The organism is Nocardia sp. NPDC005366 (assembly GCF_040606855.1).
Lineage (GTDB): Bacteria > Actinomycetota > Actinomycetes > Mycobacteriales > Mycobacteriaceae > Nocardia.
Genome location: NZ_JBEXFQ010000049.1, coordinates 14,578 through 35,024, shown reverse-complemented (window position 1 = coordinate 35,024; position 20,447 = coordinate 14,578). Strand labels below are relative to the sequence as shown.

General features: G+C 67.1%; 20 protein-coding genes and 1 tRNA gene. 8 read left to right on the top strand and 13 right to left on the bottom strand.

Annotated elements, in window-relative coordinates; genetic code table 11:
- Window positions 1–82 precede the first annotated feature (82 nt).
- Window positions 83–1,267, bottom strand: coding sequence for a branched-chain amino acid ABC transporter substrate-binding protein (locus tag ABZS43_RS33625; RefSeq protein ID WP_355040037.1), 1,185 nt, complete (start codon window positions 1,265–1,267; stop codon window positions 83–85).
- A gap of 239 nt (window positions 1,268–1,506) precedes the next feature.
- Window positions 1,507–2,124, bottom strand: coding sequence for an ANTAR domain-containing response regulator (locus ABZS43_RS33620; RefSeq protein WP_355040034.1), 618 nt, complete (start codon window positions 2,122–2,124; stop codon window positions 1,507–1,509).
- Window positions 2,125–2,369: 245 nt separating this feature from the next.
- Between ABZS43_RS33620 and ABZS43_RS33615 the strand changes: the two genes are divergently transcribed.
- The 4 genes from ABZS43_RS33615 to ABZS43_RS33600 all read left to right on the top strand — a co-directional run bounded on the left by ABZS43_RS33615 (window position 2,370) and on the right by ABZS43_RS33600 (window position 4,687).
- Window positions 2,370–2,453: transfer RNA gene (locus ABZS43_RS33615), tRNA-Leu, on the top strand.
- A gap of 355 nt (window positions 2,454–2,808) precedes the next feature.
- Window positions 2,809–3,321 carry a DUF4188 domain-containing protein gene (locus tag ABZS43_RS33610; RefSeq protein WP_355040033.1) on the top strand — a complete coding sequence of 171 codons (513 nt, stop codon included), beginning with the start codon at window positions 2,809–2,811 and terminating at the stop codon, window positions 3,319–3,321.
- A gap of 219 nt (window positions 3,322–3,540) precedes the next feature.
- Complete coding sequence (locus tag ABZS43_RS33605; RefSeq protein ID WP_355040032.1) at window positions 3,541–4,161, top strand: low molecular weight phosphatase family protein; 621 nt, start codon at window positions 3,541–3,543, stop codon at window positions 4,159–4,161.
- 154 nt (window positions 4,162–4,315) lie between these two features.
- Window positions 4,316–4,687: a hypothetical protein gene (locus tag ABZS43_RS33600; RefSeq protein ID WP_355040031.1), complete on the top strand. Its 372-nt coding sequence runs from the start codon at window positions 4,316–4,318 to the stop codon at window positions 4,685–4,687.
- A 74-nt stretch (window positions 4,688–4,761) separates the two neighbouring features.
- On the opposite strand, the gene ABZS43_RS33595 is transcribed toward ABZS43_RS33600, so the two are convergent.
- The 9 genes from ABZS43_RS33595 to ABZS43_RS33555 all read right to left on the bottom strand — a co-directional run bounded on the left by ABZS43_RS33595 (window position 4,762) and on the right by ABZS43_RS33555 (window position 15,363).
- Complete coding sequence (locus ABZS43_RS33595) at window positions 4,762–5,664, bottom strand: acyl-CoA thioesterase II (RefSeq protein ID WP_355040030.1); 903 nt, start codon at window positions 5,662–5,664, stop codon at window positions 4,762–4,764.
- Window positions 5,665–7,083: a pyruvate kinase gene (pyk, locus tag ABZS43_RS33590; protein ID WP_355040029.1), complete on the bottom strand. Its 1,419-nt coding sequence runs from the start codon at window positions 7,081–7,083 to the stop codon at window positions 5,665–5,667. It abuts the gene before it with no gap.
- A gap of 493 nt (window positions 7,084–7,576) precedes the next feature.
- Window positions 7,577–8,059 carry a TM2 domain-containing protein gene (locus ABZS43_RS33585; protein WP_355040028.1) on the bottom strand — a complete coding sequence of 161 codons (483 nt, stop codon included), beginning with the start codon at window positions 8,057–8,059 and terminating at the stop codon, window positions 7,577–7,579.
- A gap of 362 nt (window positions 8,060–8,421) precedes the next feature.
- Complete coding sequence (gene lgt / locus ABZS43_RS33580) at window positions 8,422–9,807, bottom strand: prolipoprotein diacylglyceryl transferase (protein WP_355040027.1); 1,386 nt, start codon at window positions 9,805–9,807, stop codon at window positions 8,422–8,424.
- 129 nt (window positions 9,808–9,936) lie between these two features.
- Complete coding sequence (trpA, locus tag ABZS43_RS33575) at window positions 9,937–10,737, bottom strand: tryptophan synthase subunit alpha (protein ID WP_355040026.1); 801 nt, start codon at window positions 10,735–10,737, stop codon at window positions 9,937–9,939.
- Complete coding sequence (trpB, locus tag ABZS43_RS33570) at window positions 10,734–11,999, bottom strand: tryptophan synthase subunit beta (protein ID WP_355040025.1); 1,266 nt, start codon at window positions 11,997–11,999, stop codon at window positions 10,734–10,736. The genes trpA and trpB overlap by 4 nt, the downstream gene beginning before the upstream one ends.
- A complete protein-coding gene (trpC, locus tag ABZS43_RS33565; RefSeq protein ID WP_355040024.1) occupies window positions 11,999–12,817 on the bottom strand; it encodes an indole-3-glycerol phosphate synthase TrpC in 819 nt (272 codons plus the stop codon). Before trpC ends, trpB begins: the two co-directional genes overlap by 1 nt.
- 183 nt (window positions 12,818–13,000) lie before the next feature.
- A complete protein-coding gene (locus ABZS43_RS33560; protein WP_355040036.1) occupies window positions 13,001–13,639 on the bottom strand; it encodes a TIGR02234 family membrane protein in 639 nt (212 codons plus the stop codon).
- A gap of 152 nt (window positions 13,640–13,791) precedes the next feature.
- A complete protein-coding gene (locus ABZS43_RS33555) occupies window positions 13,792–15,363 on the bottom strand; it encodes an anthranilate synthase component I (protein ID WP_355040023.1) in 1,572 nt (523 codons plus the stop codon).
- Window positions 15,364–15,549: 186 nt separating this feature from the next.
- Here ABZS43_RS33555 and ABZS43_RS33550 point away from each other — a divergent pair, with 186 nt between their 5' ends.
- The gene (locus ABZS43_RS33550) at window positions 15,550–16,011 is read left to right on the top strand and encodes a peroxiredoxin (RefSeq protein ID WP_355040022.1); all 462 of its coding nucleotides are present in this window, start codon (window positions 15,550–15,552) and stop codon (window positions 16,009–16,011) included.
- Between the two features lie 513 nt (window positions 16,012–16,524).
- Complete coding sequence (locus ABZS43_RS33545; RefSeq protein WP_355040021.1) at window positions 16,525–17,019, top strand: transcriptional regulator; 495 nt, start codon at window positions 16,525–16,527, stop codon at window positions 17,017–17,019.
- 11 nt (window positions 17,020–17,030) lie between these two features.
- On the opposite strand, the gene hisI is transcribed toward ABZS43_RS33545, so the two are convergent.
- Window positions 17,031–17,378 (bottom strand): phosphoribosyl-AMP cyclohydrolase, encoded by a 348-nt coding sequence (hisI, locus tag ABZS43_RS33540; RefSeq protein ID WP_355040020.1) that lies wholly within the window; start codon window positions 17,376–17,378, stop codon window positions 17,031–17,033.
- A 74-nt stretch (window positions 17,379–17,452) separates the two neighbouring features.
- Window positions 17,453–18,748 carry a helix-turn-helix domain-containing protein gene (locus ABZS43_RS33535; protein ID WP_355040019.1) on the bottom strand — a complete coding sequence of 432 codons (1,296 nt, stop codon included), beginning with the start codon at window positions 18,746–18,748 and terminating at the stop codon, window positions 17,453–17,455.
- Between the two features lie 216 nt (window positions 18,749–18,964).
- Here ABZS43_RS33535 and ABZS43_RS33530 point away from each other — a divergent pair, with 216 nt between their 5' ends.
- A complete protein-coding gene (locus ABZS43_RS33530; RefSeq protein WP_355040018.1) occupies window positions 18,965–19,723 on the top strand; it encodes an ABC transporter ATP-binding protein in 759 nt (252 codons plus the stop codon).
- Window positions 19,720–20,445 (top strand): ABC transporter ATP-binding protein, encoded by a 726-nt coding sequence (locus ABZS43_RS33525; protein ID WP_355040017.1) that lies wholly within the window; start codon window positions 19,720–19,722, stop codon window positions 20,443–20,445. The genes ABZS43_RS33530 and ABZS43_RS33525 overlap by 4 nt, the downstream gene beginning before the upstream one ends.
- Window positions 20,446–20,447 lie beyond the last annotated feature (2 nt).

Below are 20,447 nucleotides of genomic sequence, written 5' to 3'. Positions count from 1 at the left end.
CGGGATTGATCAGCGCCTCGTGCTGGGCGCACGCCGGGTATTCCATGGCGTTGCGCACACGCCGTTCACACTCGTAGTCGAACTACTTGACCTGGTACATCCAGATCTGGATGTTCGACAGCTCGCCGGTCTCGTTCCACTTGTACTGACGGGCAACACCGATGCCGTCGTAATTGCGCACATAGTCGACGAGATCCGCGCGGGTCACCTTACCCGCGGCGATACCCTTGAGCACGATCGTGGTGAGGTCATACCCCTCGACCGAGTAGACGCCGGGCGCCTGACCGTTGAGTGCCTTGTACTCCGCGGTGAACTTCTCCGGGGCCGGGCTGCACGGGCACGACAGGTACGCGTCCTTGGCCGAACCGCCTGCCTGACGCACGAATTCGGGATCGTTGCTGCCGTCGGCGGAGACGAAGGTCGCCGTCACGCCACCGGTGCGCAGCTGCTGCACGAACGGCGCCGACTCGGCGTAGTAGCCCGCGTAGAAGATCGCGTCAGGCTTGGCGGCGGACAGCTTGGAGACGGCGGCGGAGAAGTCCTTGTCGCCTTCCTTCACACCGATCGCGCAACTGGGATCGACCGCCGAACCCGCCGAGGCGGTGAACGCGTCGGCCAGGCCCTTGCCGTAGTCGGTGTTGTCCACCACGACGCAGAGCTTCTTGTAGCCGAGCTTGCCGGTCAGGTACTTCGCGACCGCGGGGCCCTGCGAGTTGTCGTTGCCGAGGCCGCGGAAGAAGGTCTTCCAGCCGTTCTGGGTCAGCGTCGGGTTGGTGGCCGATGCCGTCAGCGTCGGCATACCCGCCTCGCTGAGAATTCCACCGGTCGCCTTGGTCTCACCGGAGAAGGTGGGGCCGATCAGCGCGACGATATTGGGATCGCTGACGATTGTCGGAATGACCTGGGTCGCGATCTGCGCCTTACCCTCGGTGTCGAATTCCTTGACCTTGACCTGGCAGTCCGGATTCGCCTTGTTGTGCTTGTCGAGGGCGAGTTTCACGCCCATCACGACATTGATGCCGAGAGCCGCGTTGCCGCCGGTGAGCGGGCCCGCCATGCCGATGGTCAGCGGAGCGCACTTCGCCTTGCCGTCGCCCGCCGGATCCGCCGCGGTGCCGCCATCGCTCACGGGAACCTCGTTGCCCTGGGTGTCGAGTTGCACGACCGGCTGGATGGAAAGGTCGGCGCTGCCACCGCCGCCGCCATCGGTCGACTTATCACTACACCCCGACAACACCAGAGCGGCGGCAGCGCCGATCACCACCACGCCACGCGTCGTACGACTGCGCCATGTCGAACTAAGCACGTCTCACCTCTACGTCCTGTGCTCCCCCCGGCTCCCGGAGGAGGCCAACCACGTCAGCCCGGTCAGAACATAGCGTTGGTACGTTAGATCCGCATCACATTCGCATCATGCAGGCGATATCGTGTCGAATTCTTTTTTACGATTACGTTTCGAATGAGTAAAATTTCCGGCCGCAACCGGATGGCGGGCCGAATTGCCGGTCACTTCGGAGTCAGATTCTCCAGCACCACCTCGGCTACCGCTTTCATGGTAGTGCGCCGGTCCATCGCCGTCCGCTGAATCCACTTGAACGCCTGTGGCTCCGACAACCCCTGGGTCTGCATCAGCACACCCTTGGCGCGTTCGACGAGTTTACGAGTCTCCAGGCGATCGGAGAGGTTCGCGACCTCGCTCTCCAGCGCGGTGATCTCATGGAAACGGCTGGCCGCCAACTCGATGGCGGGCACCAGATCCGACTTGGTGAACGGCTTGACCAGGTAGGCCATCGCTCCCGCGTCGCGCGCCCGCTCGACTAGATCCCGCTGACTGAACGCGGTGAGAATCACCACCGGCGCAACACGTTTCGACGCGATCTCGGCCGCGGCATCGATACCGTCGCGACGCGGCATCTTCACATCCATGATGACGAGATCGGGACGATGCTCCACCGCGAGATCGACCGCCTGCTGTCCGTCTCCCGCCTCGCCGACGACCTGATACCCCTCTTCGGTCAGCATCTCGACCAGATCCATGCGAATGAGCGCCTCGTCTTCGGCGACGACGACCCGCTTCGCCCCGGCGTCCTGCTTCGTGCCGGCGCCCCCTGCTGTAGTGCTCATAGGTAGACCCCTCTGGTTCCGATGCCTGTCCCGACACGCCGGGCGGAGCCATGACGGCAAACCCGGTTCCTGTCGAAGACCAGGCCTCGCCATCGCGCCACCCGGTACGCATTCGAGTGATGTAGAGAGTACCTTTCAGTTTCGCGGAGAACGCAGATACCCTGCGCAAAGAGCGTGCGGCGTGGTGCAAGTCGCAACCCATTCGCGGTAGGAGCCCCCGACCCGCTATAGTTCTCCTCCGGTGCGCCGGGTTGGCGGAACTGGCAGACGCGACGGTCTCAAAAACCGTTGTCCGAAAGGACGTGTGGGTTCGAGTCCCACACTCGGCACCGAGGTGGAGGGCGGTTGTCTAGGCAACCGCCCTTCCTGATCTCCCACGGAGGCCGCAACCGGTCCGCAACGAGTCGGGTGCCGATCCCCCCGTCCTCGTCTTCTCGACACGCCCGGTCACACCGGACGACCCAGTGCCCGATACCGCCGATGGGCACCGCCGCCTCGGCGCGATCGGCTGTCCGGACAGGTGAACTGCGGCGGCCTGTCGTTCGTTGTTCATGACGTGGTGGCGAAACGCCAGGTATGCGGAAGTACAGCTGAAACTCACGGGGGGTCGGGCGCCGGTCGGCGCCCCCGCTCGATGGGGTGCGGCGTTATCTGTCGCCTCGGGCGGCGGAGAGGCGGGGTCGAATGCGGGTCAACAGGACGACGGTGGAGCTGTCCGAATATCCGGATCTGGTCGTCATCTATCTCGGAATGCGGGTGCGTAAACCCAGGGGGATCGCGCGCCTGCTCGGATTGGGGCCGAAACTGTATCGCTCACATCGGGACAAGCCCGACGGGCTGCTCTCGCACGAGGATGTGGTGTGGGGACTGTTCCCACCGCACTGGGGCGCGCGCCAGTATTGGCGAGATCTCGACAGCCTGGAGCGATGGACGCGGTCGGCGCCGCATCGGGATTGGTGGCAGAAATTCCTCCGCGATTCCGGGGGCACCGGATTCTGGCACGAGGCCTATTTCGCGCGCGGCGGGATCGACGCCATGTACGACGATATGGACCCAGGGACCGGGCTGGCGCGATTCGCACCCGTCGTATCCTCGCGCGGGCGAATGTTCTCCACGCGGGGCCGGGTTTACGACAAACCGGCCGAAGTCGCGCCGGTTGTTTCCGAAACCGATTATTACCGCGACGAATCCGAGTGAGCGGCGCCACATTTCGCGCCGGAGGGTTGGACCTCGCCCCGGATGGGTACGTTACTCGTACGCCCGCGGGCCGTTTCGTGACGAGTAGCGAGCGGCAGCGCGAATACCCGGGTGCGCTTCGTGTACGGCATCCGACCCGTAGGTGAATATATCGGCGCGCACCTGTGATTCGCCCTTTTCCGGCTTCTGGACCGATAACGGGCGGATTACGGTGACCATATGCACGTCCTGTTCGTCTGCAACGGCAATGTCTGTCGGTCGGTGATCGCCGAACGAGTCGCCCGCGCCGTCGCGGTCGAACACCGCATCGCGAATCTGACCGCCGAAAGCGCCGGAACCCGCGCGCTGGTCGGCTTTCCGGCCGAACCCCTCGCCGCGCAGACCATCGCCGGACTCGGCGCCGACCCGGCGGGCTTCCGTGCGCGCAAACTGAAGCCGGAAATGATCGACAGGGCGGATCTGGTTCTCGCCATGACCGAGCAGCTGCGCGATCACGCGGCGGCGATGGCGTTCGGGGCATGGCCGCGCACCTTCACCCTGCTGGAAGCGCACCGCATCGCCAAGGTCACCGGCGCGCGCACCATCGCCGAACTGCACCGATCCCGCGACAATCTCTCCCTCGTCGGCCGGGAGAACATCGCGGACCCGATCGGGTTGTCCGAGGCCGCGTTCTGCGAGGTCGGCGACCGAATCGCCGAGGCATTGGTACCGCTGTTGCTCGCCGTGGCGCAGCACGAGCAACCGCACCGGGACGTCGGCGCGCGGCCCGGCCTGGTGATGCGACCGGCAGCGCATTCGGCCCCGCTCACGTCTCTTCTGGCGGCGCAACGAATACGGTGAGTGGGGCGAATACAACGATTCCACCCCGACTGTGTCGCTGGCGCCCATCGAGGGATTACACTCCCGGCGAACAAACTTCCGCCGTTGATGGTTCGACACACGACAGGAATCAGACATGCCGAAACGAATTTCGGATGTTTCTCTCCATGTTTATGTGACACCGGAAGCCCTCGAGCGCGTCGTCGAGACGGTGCGCGGGGTGGTCGACGATCATCTGGAGGAGCGCGACGTCTTCGCGTGGCGATTCACCCTGCCGGTCGACACCGAGGATCCCGTTCATATCGTGCTCGAAACCCAGTGGCGCGTAGATCATCCCGATCAGGAGCCGGACGACCATCGGACCTACGAAATCGCGCTGAGCCTGGTCGGCGCGCCGCGTGATCTGACCGCGCAGGGGCTCGCCGCGCTGGAGCGCAGGCTGATGCTGGAAACCTCGGGCGGCGTCGTCGATCCCGGTATCCCTCGTACCATCCGGACGCAACGCCGCGACAGCTTCGATTTCGAGACCGAGCGGGAAAGCCTGTAGGACAGCCGAAGACGAGAGGGCCCCGCCATCGGGATTCTCGATGGCGGGGCCCCGGCTCTCAGCGTCTCAGCGTCTCAGCGTCGCGCCGGGAAGTGCCGGATCATGCCCTCTTGCACGGTGGTGGCGAGCAACTCACCGCTGCGCGAGTAGAACCGGCCGGTGGCCAGGCCGCGTGAACCCGCGGCGACCGGGGATTCCGTGGCGTAGAGCGCCCACTCGTCGAAGCGGAACGGGCGGTGGAACCAGATCGAGTGGTTGACCGTCGCGGCGACGATGCGATCCAGACCCCAGGAAAGTCCGTGCGTGGTGATGATGGAGTCGAGAATCGTCGTATCCGACGAATACCCCAGTGTCGCAACGTGGATCAGCGGATCATCGGGAAGCGGGCCATCGGCCTTCATCCAGACCCGGTTGTGGTTGAGCTGCTCCCCGGTCCCCTTCATGATCCAGGCCGGGTCGTTCGTGTAGCGCATATCGATCGGATGCGGCGCATCGACGAACATCCGCAGCTTGTCCTCGAAACCCGCGAAATGCTCCTCCACGCGCGGCAGCCCGTCGGGATCGGGCACCTCCGGCTTGTCGTGGGCATGTTCGAGGCCCTTGGCCCACTCCTGGAACGCCGCGAGCATGACGAACAGTTCCTGCCCGTCCTGAGTGGCGGTGACGGTCCTGTTGGCCAGCGAACGGCCGTCCCTGTGCCGGTCGACCCGATACTCGATCGGCTGCTTCACATCGCCGCCGCGCACGAAATGCGCGTTGACGACGTGCAGCGGCCGGTCGCCCGCGGTGCGGCCCGCCGCGATGATCCCCTGTGCGACCAATTGTCCGCCGAACGTCCTGCTCGACACCTTCGCCGGGTGCCTGCCGACGAAGACGTCCTCATCGATCTGCTCCAGATCGAGCAGTCCCAGCAGGACATCCAGATCCGCCCCCCCGGCCGAATCGACGCCGACGGAGCCGCCTAGGGCAGCTGACATTTAATGGTCCTCCTCGCCGATGCGATGGACGTGGATCAGGTTGGTCGACCCGACAGTACCGGGCGGGGAACCCGCCACGATGACCACCAGGTCTCCCTTCTCATATCGGCCCATCGACAGCAGCGATACATCGACCTGGTGAATCATGGCATCGGTGGTCTTCACCGTCGGCACGATGAAGGTTTCGGTACCCCAGGTCAGCGCCAGTTGGCTACGCACCTCGGGAAGCGGGGTGAACGCGAGCAAGGGCAGCGGGGTGTGCAGCCGGGCCAGCCGCCGCACGGTGTCACCGGACTGGGTGAAGGCGACGAGCGCCTTGGCATTGAGCCGCTCACCGATATCGCGGGCGGCGTAGGAGATCACGCCGCGCTTGGTGCGCGGCACGTGGGTCAGCGGCGGCACGCGCGTCGATTCGGTTTCCACCGCGTGCACGATGCGCGCCATGGTGCGCACCGTCTCGATCGGGTACGCGCCGACCGAGGTCTCACCGGACAGCATCACCGCGTCGGCGCCGTCGAGCACGGCATTCGCGACATCGGAGGCCTCGGCCCTGGTCGGGCGCGAATTCTCGATCATCGACTCGAGCATCTGGGTCGCCACGATGACGGGTTTGGCGTTCTCCCTTGCCATCTGAATGGCGCGTTTCTGCACGATCGGCACCTGCTCCAACGGCAGTTCCACACCGAGATCGCCGCGCGCCACCATGACGGCGTCGAAGGCGAGCACGATGGCCTCGAGATTATCGATGGCCTCCGGCTTCTCCAGTTTGCCGATCACCGGCACCCGGCGGCCGACCCGGTCCATGATGTCGTGCACCAACTCGACGTCCGAGGGCGAGCGCACGAAGGACAGCGCGATGAAATCGACGCCGAGTTTCAGCGCGAATTCCAGATCCTCGATATCTTTTTCGGACAGGGCGGGTACCGAGACGTCCATGCCGGGCAGCGAGACGCCCTTGTTGTTGGAGACGGGGCCGCCCTCGGTGACGCGACACACCACGTCGTTGCCGTCGACGCGGGTGACGGTCAGACCGACCTTGCCGTCGTCGACGAGGAGGCGATCGCCCGCTTTGGCGTCGGCGGCCAATTCCTTGTACGTGGTCGAGACGCGGTCGTGCGTGCCATCGACATCGTCCACGGTGATGCGGACTTCCTCGCCGGTGGCCCAGACCGTGCGGCCCTCGATGAACCGCCCGAGCCGGATCTTGGGCCCCTGTAGGTCGGCGAGTATGCCGACCGCTCGACCGAGGTGGTCGGAGGCCTCACGCACCTTCTTATAGTTCTCGGCATGGTCGGCGTGTTCCCCGTGGCTGAAATTCAGCCGGGCGACATCCATGCCGCTCTCGACGAGTTCGCGGATACGGTCCTCGGTGGCAGTGGCCGGGCCGAGCGTGCACACAATCTTCGTCCGTCGCATCACGGGTAAGAGCCTAATCCCGATGGGGTACCGGGGCCTGTGCTGGCCTCGGTGAAACCTGGGTGAAAAGAATGCACAGGGGCCGTCGGCCGCGCGAGGAGAACCCTCACCGCACGATATGCCAGGCCGTGGAGGCCGGGTCCGCGCGCTGGATCGCGCAGATCATTCCGGTCGCAGCCCGCGGGGTCGCCGCGGAGGTGAGAAATCCGAGGCAGGCGCCTCACGGGCGGGCTCGTGCGCGCAGCCCCGAGTAGGGCGGCGAGGACTGTATAGTTCCCTTGACACGCCACATTACGCGGAGGTGACAACGGCATCACCCGGCTGCCTGCGACGACGATCGGGCGATGCTGCCGCGTGGACGCCGGACCCGATGCCACCGGCCAGAGACTCCCGTGCGCGCTGTTGGATCACCGCGTACCGGACAGGTGCCGACGAACGCGAAACGGGCACCCCGCCGGTGCGGCGGGATGCCCGTTTCGGGTCTTCGGTCGGCGAATCAGCCGCGCAGCGGACGCCCCTCGGCGTCGGGCACCTTGCCGGTGATCATCATGATGCCGTCGATCAGCGACCAGATACCGCAGCCGCCACAGGTGACCAGTTGCAGGATGGCGATGGTGGTGTGGCCGGTGTAGAAGCGGCCGACACCGAAACTACCCAGGAACAACTGGAGCAGACCCGCGGTCAGCTTCTCCTTGTCGGAATACGGCGTGCCATACATATCGCGGCCGTAGGGCGCTTCGGCGTCAGGCGGGTAACCACCCGGCTGACCGCCGTACTGCGCGGGCGGGTATCCACCCGGCTGCTGGCCGTACTGCGGCTGCGGCGGCTGGCCGTATTGGGCCTGCTGGGCGTAGGGATCGCTGGGCGGCTGGTTGTACTGCGGCTGTCCCGGCGCGGCCCCCGGCTTGTTCAGATCAGGACCCGTTCCGGGCGGACCGTACTGGGGACCACCGGGGTTCTGCTGGTAGGGGTCGGTCACGAAATGTCCTCCTCATTTTGTGCGGGCGCTCCCCCGCCTGTGGCGCGTCCACTGCCGGACGCCGGGTACCGCGACCATCTTCGCCACGGACCGGCGGATTCGACAGCCGAGCCGGATTCGGAGTTGTCCCATCGAGATCCAACCCCGAAACCTGCTCGATGTCGTGTCCGACTCGGCGGCTTCGCCAGACTCTACTGTCTCCGGCTCCGCTATGCCGACCTCGGCCGACTCGGCGTCCGGCGAACGGTTCGCCGGACTCGCTACCGTTATCGCGAGAGATGATCGATCCGTTGCCGTTCCGGCTGCCGAAGTTTCGCTCGCGGTGCGGAATCGACGCGCTCGTGCCCGCGATGGCGCGGCGCTCAGGACTTGTCTGCGGTGTCCTTCTTACCGTCGGTGGACTCGTTCTCGCTGGTGGAAGCCGAATCGTCGGTGTCGTTCACGCCGGATGCGGCAGACTCGCCGGATTCGCTGGCAGACGCGGGCTTCGAAGTAGCGGAGGAGGTTTCGCTCGGCTCGGCGGCGCTACTGGCCCCGTCCTCGTCCACCACAGCGGACGTTTCGGCAGTGCCGGATTCCGGGCCCGCGGCGGAGGTGGCGGCCGGTTCGGGCTTCTCGCCCTCGGGGGGCTTCACCGTCGCGCCGGACTTCGCTTCGGTCTCCGAAGCATCCGCCTCGTTCTTCTTCGCCTCATCGGATGTCCCAGCGTCATCGGATGTCCCATCGTCATCGGATGTCCCACCGTCATCCGACGCGGCCTCCGCATCCGCGATCCCCGCGACCGCGGCAGCCGCTTGCGCCCGCTCACCCGCGGCGCGCAACTCGGAGAACTGCCACGGCCACGGGCGTTTCACGGCGTCGGGCTGCAACATATCCACCGTTTCACGGCCCTTGGTGGCGAAGACGAAGTAGACGATGGCAGCGAGGAACACCAGGGCGGAGGTGAAGGAGTTGACGCGGATACCGGCGATATGGGTGGCCTCGTCGTCGCGCAATAGCTCGACCACGAAGCGGCCGACGCAGTATCCGGCGACGTAGAGCGCGAACAGACGGCCGTGGCCGATGCGGAAACGTTTGTCGAGCTGCACCAGTAGCACGACGATGAGCAGGTTCCACACCATCTCGTAGAGGAAGGTCGGCTGAACGACCTTCTCGACGACGCCGGTGGAGACGCCGTTCATCATGTCCAGCTTGCCGTTGTCGTCGAAGCGCAGGTAGATCTCCAGGCCCCACGGCAGATCGGTTTCGCGACCGTAGAGCTCCTGGTTGAAATAGTTGCCGAGCCTGCCGATGGCCTGGGCGAGCAGAATCGGCGGCGCGACGGCATCGCCGAACGCGGGCAACGGGATTCGATAGACCCGGCAGCCGATCCAGGCGCCGATGCCGCCGAGGAAGACCGCGCCCCAGATACCGAGTCCGCCCTGGTAGATCTTCAGCGCGTCGACCGGATGACCTCCGTCGCCGAAATACTTCTGCCAGTCCGTGGCCACGTGGTAGAGCCGTCCACCGATGAGACCGAACGGCACCGCGAACATCGCGACGTCGAGCACCGTGCCGGACCGGCCGCCACGCTCCTGCCAGCGCCGTTCACCCCACCAGATGGCGACGACGATGCCGATGATGATGCACAGGGCGTAGGCCCGTAGCGGGAACGGGCCTATCTGCCACACGCCCTGCGAGGGGCTGGGAATGTAGGCCAGCACGTCGCTGTTGGCCACGGCGCTGTCTGCCAGGACTCGTAAGGTCACGGTCGCCACCGTAGCGGAGGGTGGCCCCCCGATGAGCGCCGCGGTCCGATCACACCGGCGTCGTCGCCACCGTCGGGCGACGGCCGATGCGGCAGCGGCAGCCATCGCGACGCGCGGGCCGCCGCTGTATCAGGACGAAACGGTCGCGGAGCGAACGCCTTCGGCGAGTTCGGAGGTCAGCGCGCGGACCGCGTCCAGGCTGTCGGCGGCGGCGCTGACCAGCGCCGAGCCGACGATGACTCCGTCTGCGTAGGAGGCGATCTCGGCCGCCTGCGCACCCGATCGAACGCCGAGTCCGACGCCGATCGGAATATCGGAATGGGCGCGGATACGCGCGCACAGGGCAGGCGCCGCCGACGACACCATGTCACGCGCACCCGTCACGCCCATGGTCGAGGCCGCGTAGATGAACCCGCGCGACGCCTCGAGCGTCTTGACCAGCCGCTCCTCGGTGGAGGACGGCGCGACCAGGAAGATACGATCCAGATCGTGCGCGGCCGAGGCGACGAACCAGTCGTCGGCCTCCTCCGGGATGAGATTCGGGGTGATGATGCCCGCGCCGCCGGCACCGGCCAGATCCCGCGCGAACCGGTCGACGCCATAGCTCAGCACCGGATTCCAGTAACTCATGACCACGGCTTGGCCGCCCACGTCGGTGATCGCCTCGACCACGGAGAACACGTCGCGGACGCGGACGCCGCCGCGCAGCGCCTGTTCGGCCGCAGCCTGGATGGTCGGCCCGTCCATCACCGGATCGGAGTAGGCGACGCCGACTTCCACGATGTCGCATCCGGATTCGACCATCGCCCGGCATGCCGCGATGGACCCGGCGAGATCGGGAAAGCCCGCGGGCAGATAGCCGATCAGCGCGGCCCTGCCTTCGGCCCGCGCCGAGGCGAAGGTGTTGGCGAGACGGGATTGCTGACTCATGCGCCGGTCTCCTCGTTGTGCTCGTCGAACAGACCGAACCAGCGGGCCGCGGTGTCCATATCCTTGTCGCCGCGCCCGGAGAGATTGACCAGGATGATCGCGCCGGGACCGAGTTCCTTGCCCAGTTTCAGCGCGCCCGCGACGGCGTGCGCGGATTCGATGGCGGGGATGATGCCTTCGGTGCGGCTCAGCAGCAGCAGCGCGTCCATCGCCTCGGTATCGGTGATCGGCCGGTATTCGGCGCGCCCGATATCCTTGAGGAAGGCATGTTCCGGGCCGACCCCCGGGTAGTCGAGACCCGCCGAGATCGAATGCGATTCGATCGTCTGGCCGTCCTCGTCCTGTAGCAGATACGAGTAGGCGCCTTGGAACGCGCCGGGCGTACCACCGGTGAAAGTCGCGGCATGCCTTCCGGATTCGACGCCCTCGCCCGCCGCCTCGTAACCGATCAGCCGAACGTCGGTGTCATCGAGGAAGGGGTGGAAGATGCCGATGGCGTTGGAACCGCCGCCGACACACGCCACCACCGCGGCGGGCAGCCCGCCGGTGTGCGCCCGCACCTGGGCGCGCGCCTCCAGACCGACGACACGCTGGAAATCGCGCACCATCATCGGGAACGGATGCGGGCCCGCCGCGGTACCGAAGCAGTAGTAGGTGGCCTCGGCATTGGTGACCCAGTCGCGCAACGCCTCGTTGATCGCGTCCTTGAGGGTCTGCGAACCGGTGGTCACCGACACCACTTCGGCGCCGAGCAGACGCATCCGCGCCACATTCAGCGCCTGCCGCGCGGTGTCGACGGCGCCCATGTAGACGACGCATTCGAGCCCGAGCAGCGCGCACGCGGTCGCTGTCGCGACGCCGTGCTGGCCCGCGCCGGTCTCCGCGATGACGCGGGTCTTGCCCATCCGCTTGGCGAGCAGCGCCTGGCCGAGCACGTTGTTGATCTTGTGCGAACCGGTGTGGTTGAGATCCTCGCGCTTGAGCAGAATGCGCGCGCCACCGGCGTATTCGGCCAGCCGCTTGCATTCGAAGACCGGCGAGGGCCGCCCGGTGTAATCGCGCTGCAACCGGTCCAGCTCATCGAGGAAGGTCGGGTCCAGCCTGCATTTGTCGTATTCGGCGGTGACCTCCTCGATCACCGCCATCAGCGCCTCGGGCACATGCCGACCGCCGTAGACGCCCCAGTGGCCGCCCTGATCCGGTTCGTGCGCGCTGCGCTCGTGGACGCCCTGACTGGCCTTGGGCAGGGACGGCGTCGCCATCATCGGCCCCTGCGGGCAGGTTTGGGGCAGGACGGATGGGTGCCCGCCGTGACCAGCTGCAACACAGCCGCACGGGGATCGCCGCTGGTCACCAAGCCCTCGCCGACGAGAACGGCATCGGCGCCCGCGCCCGCGTAGGCGAGCAGATCGGCCGTGCCGCGCACACCCGATTCGGCGATCCGGATGACATCGGTCGGCAGTCCGGGGGCGATCCGGGCGAATACATCGCGGTCGACCTCGAGGGTTTTGAGATTACGGGCGTTCACACCGATCACCGACGCGCCCGCTTCGAGGGCACGATCGGCCTCTTCCTCGGTATGCACCTCGACCAGGGCGGTCATGCCGAGTGATTCGGTGCGATCGATCAGCGAGGAGAGCACATCCTGTTCCAGTGCCGCCACGATCAGCAGGATCACATCCGCGCCGTGCGCGCGGGCCTCGTGGATCTGGTAGGGACCGACCACGAAATCCTTGCGGAGGATCGGGATGTTCACCGCGGCGCGCACGGCGTCCAGATCGTCGAGGGAACCGCCGAAGCGACGGCCCTCGGTGAGCACGCTGATGATGCGCGCGCCGCCGTCCTCGTACGCCTTGGCCAGGCTGGCCGGGTCGGGGATGTCGGCGAGGGCGCCCTTGGACGGACTGGCCCGCTTGACCTCGGCGATGACGCCGATGCCGTCCTCCAGCAGTGCGGCGCGGCCGTCGAGCGGCGCGGGAGCCCGGGTCGCGGCGGCTTTGATGGCCTGGAAGTCCAGGACGGCTTCCCGAGCGGCCACATCCGCGCGGACCCCGTCGAGAATCGAGTCGAGTACCGTCATCTGGCTCGAATCCTTTCTGGGGAGACGGACTTGCTGCCTGAGAATCCCCCCAGGCGCTGTCTCACCGATGCTGACAAAGAATAAATGGCGTGCTCTTTTCCGATCGCGGCGGGGTTGGCCCGGCGTCGACCTATCCGGTCGGGCAGACGAGGCGACACCCGGCGTGCGGTGTGCGCGGTGACGTCAACGGTCATTTCCACCGGATTCGCCGCCGCGGGACTTCACGGTCGCCGCGTCCGGATTCGCGGCCTCCTCGGTCGGGTCGGTGCCCGCGTCGAGCGCGTCCCACAGCACCCGCTCGGACAGACCCGCCGCGGGGGCGTCGGCACGGGTGACCTGCTCGGTGGCGGCGGCGCGACGGAATACCGGATTGTCGTATTTGCCCGACAGCTGCGCGGTCTCCCTTGGCATCCGCGCGAGCAGCACCGCGGCGACGAAGGCGGCCACGGCGGCGGCCAGCGTGAGCCAGGCGGGCATCGGCGCGGCGACCACCTCGGTGACGGTCGCGCGGCCGGGAAGTTCGGCCAGCGTCGCGGCACGCTCGTCGGTCGCGCCGGAACCGGTCAGCAACGCGAAGGAGGGTACCGCGGTCACCGCGGCGACAAGGCCTATGAGCACCCCGACCATGCGACGCAACCAGCCGCGCGTGGCGAGCACGGCCGCGATGGCGGCGAGCAGCACCAGCGCGAGCGGGGTGAGCGCACCGAACCAGTCGCTGCCGTCGAGTTCGTCGGTCCTCGCCTCGGTCAGGCCGTCGGTGGAGGACACCGTGACCCATGTCAGGCGCGCGGAACCCCACATCGCGGCGGCGGCCAGCGCCATGAGCACGATCGCGCCGACCGGGTATCTGCGTCCCTGCCGCACCCGGCTCGGCCCGCCACTCGGGTCGGCCTCCTCGGTCGCCGCATAGTCGGTCGCCGCATAGTCGGTCGCCGCAGTATCGGTCGCCGCAGAATCGGTCGCCGCGGGATCTGTCATCGCGGGCCGCTGTCGTCCGGAGTGCGCGGGGTTCGCGGCTCGGCACCGTAGGCGCGCACGGTTTCGGCCGCCGCGATGGCCTTGAGCACAGCCATCGCCTTGTTCCTCGACTCGATGTCCTCGTACTCGGGATCGGAGTCGGCGACGATGCCCGCGCCCGCCTGCACGTAGGCCGTGCCGTCCTTGAGCAGGGCGGTGCGAATGGCGATGGCGGTATCGGCGTCCCCGGCGAAATCGAGGTACCCGACGACACCGCCGTAGACGCCACGGCGGGTGGGCTCCAGCTCCTCGATGAGTTCCATCGCCCGCACCTTGGGTGCGCCCGACAGCGTGCCCGCCGGGAAGCAGGCGTTCACCGCATCCAGCGCGATCCGGCCGGGAGCGAGTCTGCCGGAGACGGTCGAGACCAGATGCATGACGTGGCTGTAGCGCTCGATGTGGCGGTACTCGGTGACCCGCACGGTGCCGGGCTGACAGACCCGGCCCAGATCGTTGCGCCCCAGATCGACCAGCATCAGGTGTTCGGCGTTCTCCTTCTCGTCGGCCAGCAGCCCCTTCTCCAGCAGCAGATCGTCTTCCTCGGTGACGCCGCGCCAGCGGGTGCCCGCGATCGGATGCGTCGTCGCGACGCCGTCCTGCACGGTCACCAGGGATTCCGGGCTGGAACCGACGATGGAGAACGCGGTGCCGCCGTCACCGTCGGGAATATGGATCAGGTACATGTACGGACTCGGATTGGAGGCGCGCAGCATCCGGTACAGATCCACCGGCGCGCCGTCGTAGTCCATCTCGAAACGCTGTGAGAGCACCACCTGGAAGGCTTCGCCCGCCTCGATCTCCTTGACCAGCCGTCGCACACCGGCGCCGAACTCCTCGGGGGTGCGCCTGCGCCGGTACCTCGGCTCGGGCTGGTCGAAAACCGACACCGTGGAAGGCGCGGGCGCGGCGAGGGCGGCGGTCATCCGGTCGAGGCGGGCGACGGCGTCGTCATACGCCTCGTCCACGCGCTCGGCGGTGCCGTTCCAGTTCACCGCGTTGGCGATCAGCGTGATAGCGCCCTCGTGGTGGTCGAAAGCGGCCAGATCGGTGGCGAGCAGCAACACCATCTCGGGCAATCGCAGATCATCGGCGGCCAGTTCGGGCAGACGTTCGATTCTGCGCACCGCGTCGTACCCGAGATAACCGACCATGCCGCCGGTCAGCGGGGGCAGGCCGGGCAGGCGTTCGGTGCGCAGCAGCTCCAGCGTTTCGCGCAGCGCGAGCAGCGGATCACCACCCGACGGCGCGTCCGCCGGGGTATTGCCGAGCCATGCCGCCTCGCCGTCGATCACGGTCAGCGCCGAAGGACTGCCCGCGCCGATGAAGGACCAGCGCGACCAGGATCGGCCGTTCTCCGCGGACTCGAACAGGAAGGTGCCCGCCCGGTCACCGCCGAGTTTGCGGTAGGCCGACAGCGGGGTCTCCGAGTCCGCCAACACTTTTCGGGTCACCGGTACCACCCGATGCTCCGCGGCGAGGGCATGGAACTGTTCGCGGGTCGTGGTGGTTGGAGTCGACGCGCCAGGCATGACCCCATCATCCCAGGAGCGGATCCCCCGCTTACCGGCGGTGTCCACCAGGCCCGCGGGCGGGGGTTGCCAGCACGACCGGCGAAGTAATCCGGGCTGGCGTCGCGGGCGCCGCCTCCCCCGCCGTCGCCGTCGTAACGTCGTCCGCGATGCGGTAATTCACCGACGACGGGTAGTGTCCGGACCATGCAGACAGGTCAGCTCGCCCCGCACTTCGAGCTTCCCGATCAGTCCGGTACGCCCCGTTCGCTCGAAGCGCTGCTCGCGGACGGCCCCCTGGTTCTGTTCTTCTACCCCGCCGCCAACACCCCCGTGTGCACCGCCGAAGCCTGCCACTTCCGGGATCTGGCCGCCGAATTCCAGAAGCTCGGCGCGTCGTGCGTCGGGATCAGCACCGACGGCGTCGACACCCAGGCCGGTTTCGCCGCCGCCCAGGGCCTCGGCTACCCGCTGCTGTCGGACCCGGACGGCGCGGTCGCCGCCGCGTTCGGCGTGAAGCGCGGGTTGCTCGGCAAACTCGCTCCGGTGAAACGCCAGACATTCGTCATCGATACCGATCGCTCGGTGTTGAAAGTCATCACCGGCGAACTGCGCGCCAAGGTGCACGCCGACGAGGCGCTGGCGTTCCTGAGCGAGCGCGCCGAATAGCGCTGGTTCGTTCCCGCGTGCGCGGCTCGGAATCCGCCCGCTGACCTATTTCGGGCTCGACGGCCTGTTCGGTCGGCCGGGGCCCCACGCGAGCCGTCGGATACCCACCGCCGGCCTACTCGACAATGCGGCTGTCGGCCGACTCGGCACTGCCCGTCAGCCCGTGACGGGTAGAAGTGCGGTCGACTTCGTTCGACGCCGCGCCCGGCGATACCGCGTGTGGCAATAACGCGGCCCTCCCGATTCCGGTTCGGACTCGTACGCGAATCAGCCAGTGGAAACGCTCGCGATCTTCGATGTCCCGACGCCCGATTTCGGCGCGATCGCCCAGCCACTTTCCGGGAAACGCACCGCCCCGTCGACGCGCGTCGGGGCGGTCTGTGAATGACCTCACGACATCCGGCAACTCTGAGACGGTCGAGCGAAGTCGTGGCAAACTCAACATTCGCAGGTGGCAGTGATTGTCGAACGCACGGATTATCGAACGCACGTCGCTGGCTCGAGAGAAGGCGCATGGTGACGAAGTGGCTCGATCCCGTCGAACAGCGGGCGTGGCGCGCGGTAGTGGCGCTCATGACCCGGCTGCCCGGCGCTTTGGATACGCAGCTACAACGTGAATCCGGTGTCACCCATTTCGAGTACTGGGTGCTGACCTTGCTGTCCGAAGAACCCGGCCACCGCCTGCAAATGAGTGATCTTGCCCACAAGGCAAATGCCTCGCTATCACGCCTGTCCCATGTGATCTCCAAATTGGAGCGAATGGGTTTGGCGGAGCGGATCACGACCCAGGGTCGCCGCGGCGTGTACGCGGTTCTCACCGACGCGGGTTATCTGAAGGTGGTGGAGGCCGGGCCCGGATACCTGGACACGGTCCGCCGCCTGGTGTTCGACGGTCTCGATCCGGACGAGACCGCGCGACTGGCCGAACTGAGCGAACTGCTGTCCGCGCGGCTCAGCGAGGTGCTGTCCAAGCCGGGTGCGCCCACCGATCCGGACGAGGACGGCTAGGCAGGCACGAATCAGGCGGGCTCGCCGAGCAGCAGATCGGAGTCGAAGCAGGTATGCGTGCCGGTATGGCAGGCAGCGCCCTCCTGGTCGACGACAAGCAGAATGGTGTCGCCGTCGCAGTCCAGCCGGACCTGGCGCACATATTGGGTGTGGCCCGAGGTCTCGCCCTTGACCCAGTACTCGCCGCGCGAACGCGAATAATAGGTCGCCTTACGGGTTTCCAGCGTGCGGGCCAGCGCTTCGTCGTCCATCCACGCGACCATCAGCACGTCGCCGGTTTCACGCTCCTGCGCGACGGCGGCCACCAGACCCGCGTCGTTACGCTTGAGCCTGGCGGCGATGGCGGGGTCGAGTGTCATATCACCGTTATAACAACACGCGCGGGCCCGGGCGTCGTTGCCCTGCCGTGCGCCTTCGGCCGACCGGATCGACGCTAGTCCTGCTGGGTGGTCTGCAACTCGATCGCCACCAGCAGTTCGACGAGATCGTTGACGCTGCGGACATTGCGGCCGGTGAGCTCCTGAACGCGGCCGAGGCGGTATTTGGCGGTGTTGTGGTGGATGCGCAGTTCCTCGGCCGCCTCGCGCAGATTCATATCGGCGGCGGCGAAGGCCCGAATGGTGTCGGCGAGCACCCCGCCGCGCGTGCGGTCGTCGGCGAGGGCCGCGCCGATGCGCGCGTCGACGAGATGACGGGCGGTTTCGTCGGCGCGCAGCATGAGATAGCGGAACGGGCTCAGCTGCGGCAGCGCCATCACGCCGCCGTCCTCGGGGAGCAATTCCAGCGCGGCCTGCGCCTGCTGGTAGGCCCTCGGAATACCCGCGACGTCGGACACGGCCGGGCTGACGCCGATGGCCAGGGCGATCCCCTCGGCGCGCAATTTCTCCTGCATCGCCCGCAGCCGCTCGCACAGTTCGTCGCTGCTGCCGCTGCGACCGAGGACAGGGATGGCGATGATCTCGCCGCCGCGCACTACCGACAGCGTGCGCAGTCCGTTGACTCCGATACGGGCGGTCGAGGCGGACACCAGATGCCTGACCTCGTTATCGGAATCAGCTGATTCGCCGCGCCGCGCCGCGGAACCGAGGACCACCGCCGTGACGACGACCATCGGCGCGGTGCGTTCGGCGACGATCCCGTGCGCGCTGGCCGTCGACAGCTGCGGGCCGCGCTCGGGCAACATGCCGTCGAGCAGGGATTCGAGCAACTCCCTGCTGTCACAGCCGATTTCGGCCGAGAGGTACTGCTGGAACTCGAGGTAGGCGTTGGCGGCCTGGGTGCTGATCAGATCGCAGAAGCGGGTGAGCGGAACGACCATCGACAAGGTGGCCTCGCGGGCGGCCTCGGACTCCCCCGCGTGCGCGACCATCGATTTCCACGTCGCCTGCTGCCCGAGCCGGAACGCGTTGATGTAGTCGACCAGGGTGAGACCGGACTGCGCGCGCCGCGCGGCGGCCCGCCGAACGTAGGCGAAATCCTCGGGGGTGACCCGCCGCTTGTCCAGCAGGGCTTCGAATCCGGTTCGGTTCAACCGGGCCAGCTGGTCGTGCACATCGGCGCGGAAGCCGGTGTCCAGTGCCGAGTATCCCGGAATCTGGGTGGTGATCGCGGAGATCCCGGCATCGGCGATGTGGTTGGCGTGCTCGAAAACCGTGCCGGCGATACGCCTGCGCTCGGCATATACCGTCTCCGGATCCGAGGTGGCGCGCGAGTGTGATCCAGCTGACATAGTCGGATACTCCATGGCACCGCCCGAGGTGTCAACACACCGCGGGCGACAACCGTCCATGTCCGCGGGGGACAAATTCGCCGTGCGAGTTTGAGCCACAGAGCCCAATGTGTATCGCAACCTGCGATTTTACGCTGGCACGACAGAACGCCGGTAGCAGCCGCGTTGTCCCGCAGAAATTTTCGCCCGCATCGAAAAATGCGGGCCGGAGGACGAATGCTCGACATATCCCATCTGACCGTCCGCTTCGGCGGCATCACCGCGCTGCACGATGTCGGATTCACGGTCGCGCCCGGCGAGATGGTCGGGCTGATCGGGCCGAACGGCGCCGGGAAGACCACCCTGTTCAACTGCATGACACGGCGTTACGAACCGGATTCCGGCACCCTGCGCTACCTGGGCGCGGATCTGGCCGCGGTGCGGCCGGACGCGCTGGCCGGGCTCGGCATCGCACGAACCTTCCAGAATCTCGGCTTGTTCCCGCACTTGTCGGTCCGGGACAACGTCTTGGTCGGCGCGCATCATCGCGCCGGAGCCGGATTCGTCTCGGCGGCATTGCGATTGCCACGGGTACGCCGTGAGGAGCGGCGGTTGCGCACCGAAGTGGACGCACTGATCGAGCGGTTGGATCTGGCCGACGTGGCCGAACATCCGGCCAGCGGTCTGCCGTTCGGGACGCTCAAACGTATCGAGTTGGCCCGCGCGCTCGCGGTCGAGCCGCGACTGCTGCTGCTCGACGAACCCGTGAACGGATTGAGTCACGGCGAGGTCGGCGAATTCGCCGACCAGTTGCGGACGCTGCGCGACGAGCTGGATCTCACGGTGATCGTCGTCGAGCACCACATGGGATTCGTGATGGGTCTGTGCGATCGGGTGGTGTGCCTGGAATTCGGCCGGGTGATCGCCGAGGGCACACCGGACGTGGTGCGCGGCGATCCCGCCGTTATCCGCGCCTACCTCGGGACGGCGGCATGAGCGTGGACCCCTACCTGGACGTCATCGATCTGCACGCGGGCTACGGCGGGGCGAAGGTGCTGCACGGGCTGACGTTTTCGGTCGCCGAAGGGGAGATCACCGCGATCCTCGGTCCCAACGGCGCGGGCAAGACGACTCTGCTGCGTGCCCTGAGTGGGATGGTCAAGGTTCGCGGCGAGATCCGCCTCGGCGGCGCCTCGGTCGCGGGCCGCGCGCCGGAAGCCATGGCGCGCCTGGGCGTCGCACACGTACCCGAGGGCCGCGGCACCTTCGCCCAGCTCAGCGTGGAGGAGAACCTGCGCCTCGGCGCGTACCGGCACCGCGACCGGGTGCGCGTCGAGGCCGATCTACGGCGGGTTCTCGGGTATTTCCCGGTGCTGAAGGAACGCATGGGCGAGGCCGCGGGCGGACTGTCCGGCGGCCAGCAGCAGATGCTCGCCATCGGCCGCGCGCTGATGCTGCGCCCGGCGCTGTTGCTGCTCGATGAGCCTTCCCTCGGTCTGGCCCCCGTGGTCACCCAGGAGCTTTTCCAGATCGTGCACACCATCAACCAGGAGGAACGCACCACCGTGATCGTCGTCGAGCAGAACGCTCACCTGGCACTGGCCACCGCACACCACGCGCATGTACTCGAAACCGGCCGAATCGTTCTGTCCGGCACCGCATCACAGATCCGTGCCGACGAGCGCGTGGTCCAGTCCTACCTCGGATACCAGGTCTGACC